The organism is candidate division KSB1 bacterium, assembly GCA_016214895.1.
Classification (GTDB): domain Bacteria; phylum Electryoneota; class RPQS01; order RPQS01; family RPQS01; genus JACRMR01.
The window spans coordinates 1-1338 of the sequence record JACRMR010000024.1 but is presented as its reverse complement, the minus strand read 5'-3'; the positions used below and the strand labels follow the sequence as shown (position 1 = coordinate 1338).

Genomic DNA, 1338 nt, shown 5'->3' with positions numbered 1-1338 from the left:
CTGATCCAGGCAGGCTTCTTCCGATCCGAAACGCTCTTGCCATTCCAGCAAGGTTACACTTTCCGTTTTCATGATTCCCTCCTGTCCGTCGCCACCTGCAAGGTTGGACTGGTCAAGCGGGGCTTTGTTCAGAGGCATATTCGATAATTCCAGCGATGCCGCTAATTGTACTGTGTTATAAAACATGCCATTATCGCAACATCTTCAAGCAACCGAGGAGGTGGGTCATGGGTAACAGCCTGGAATCACGCTTTGAACGCTACAGCGATGTGATGGTCGAGGCTCTGGGGCATATGGATCGGGCCACGCCGGCGCGCTGGTATCTGCGCGGGCTGATGTTGCCGGGACAGCGCAAGAGCGTCGAGCCGATGGCGGCGCGGGTGCACCCGCAGGATGTGCGCCAGGCGCACCAATCGATGCACCATCTGGTGGCCGACTCGGAATGGAACGATACGGGGCTGCTCGCCGCCGTGGCGCGCGAGGTGGTGCCTGAGCTGTGCGACGAAGGGCGGGCAGCTTGCTTCTGGATTATTGATGACACGGGCTGTCGCAAGTTCGGCAAACATTCGGTCGGTGTGGCGCGCCAATACTGCGGCCAATTGGGCAAGACGGACAACTGCCAGGTGGCGGTAAGCCTGTCGCTGGCTACTGCCGATGGCAGTTTGCCGTTGGGCTACCGGCTGTACCTGCCGCGCGAGTGGGCCGAAGACAGGCCGCGATGCGGGCGTGCGGGCGTGCCGGAAGGGATTGCTTTTGCGACCAAGGGCGAAATCGCGTGGGGGCAGATCGAGGCGGCGCGCATCGCCGGGATTCCTCGCGGCACGGCGCTCATGGATGCGGGCTATGGCGACGAAGCGGCGTTGCGTGACCGGCTGTCGGCAAACAGTTTGCCTTATGCGGTCGGAGTGCGGCCAGGCACTGCGGTCTGGTGTTCCGAGAAACTTCTGGCCGGGCATGAACATCAACCCGCACCCGCGTCGGCCAGGGCGGGACGCGGGCGGGCCCGCACACGGGTATTGCGCGATGGAGCGCACCGGCCAATCGGCGTGCGGGAACTCGCGCAGGCGCTGCCGGCCACCCGCTATCGCACACTGACTTGGCGCGAAGGCACCAACGCCCCGCTCTCCTCGCGCTTCGCGCGGGTGCGAGTGCGCGCGGCACAGGCGGATCGCCCCCGCGAAGAAGAATGGCTGCTCATCGAATAATGTAATGGACGCCCGCTTTCCGGAACGGCATCGATGTGCCAAAGTGGAACATTACTTAACCACCAAAGGAAGGGGCATCCGAAATGAAGATTACTACGATAGGCATCGATTTGGCAAAGAACCTTTTTCAAAT

At 61.8% G+C, this 1338-nt stretch carries 1 protein-coding gene; it reads left to right on the top strand.

The window, feature by feature from the left end; translation table 11 throughout:
- The first annotated feature begins 227 nt into the window (after nt 1-227).
- A complete protein-coding gene (locus tag HZB60_12145; protein MBI5060517.1) occupies nt 228-1205 on the top strand; it encodes an IS701 family transposase in 978 nt (325 codons plus the stop codon).
- Nucleotides 1206-1338: the final 133 nt, after the last annotated feature.

What these genes read in the sequence shown, in the direction of transcription:
- HZB60_12145 (MBI5060517.1), top strand. Translation starts at nt 228, where the DNA reads ATGGGTAACAGCCTGGAATCACGCTTTGAACGCTACAGCGATGTGATG.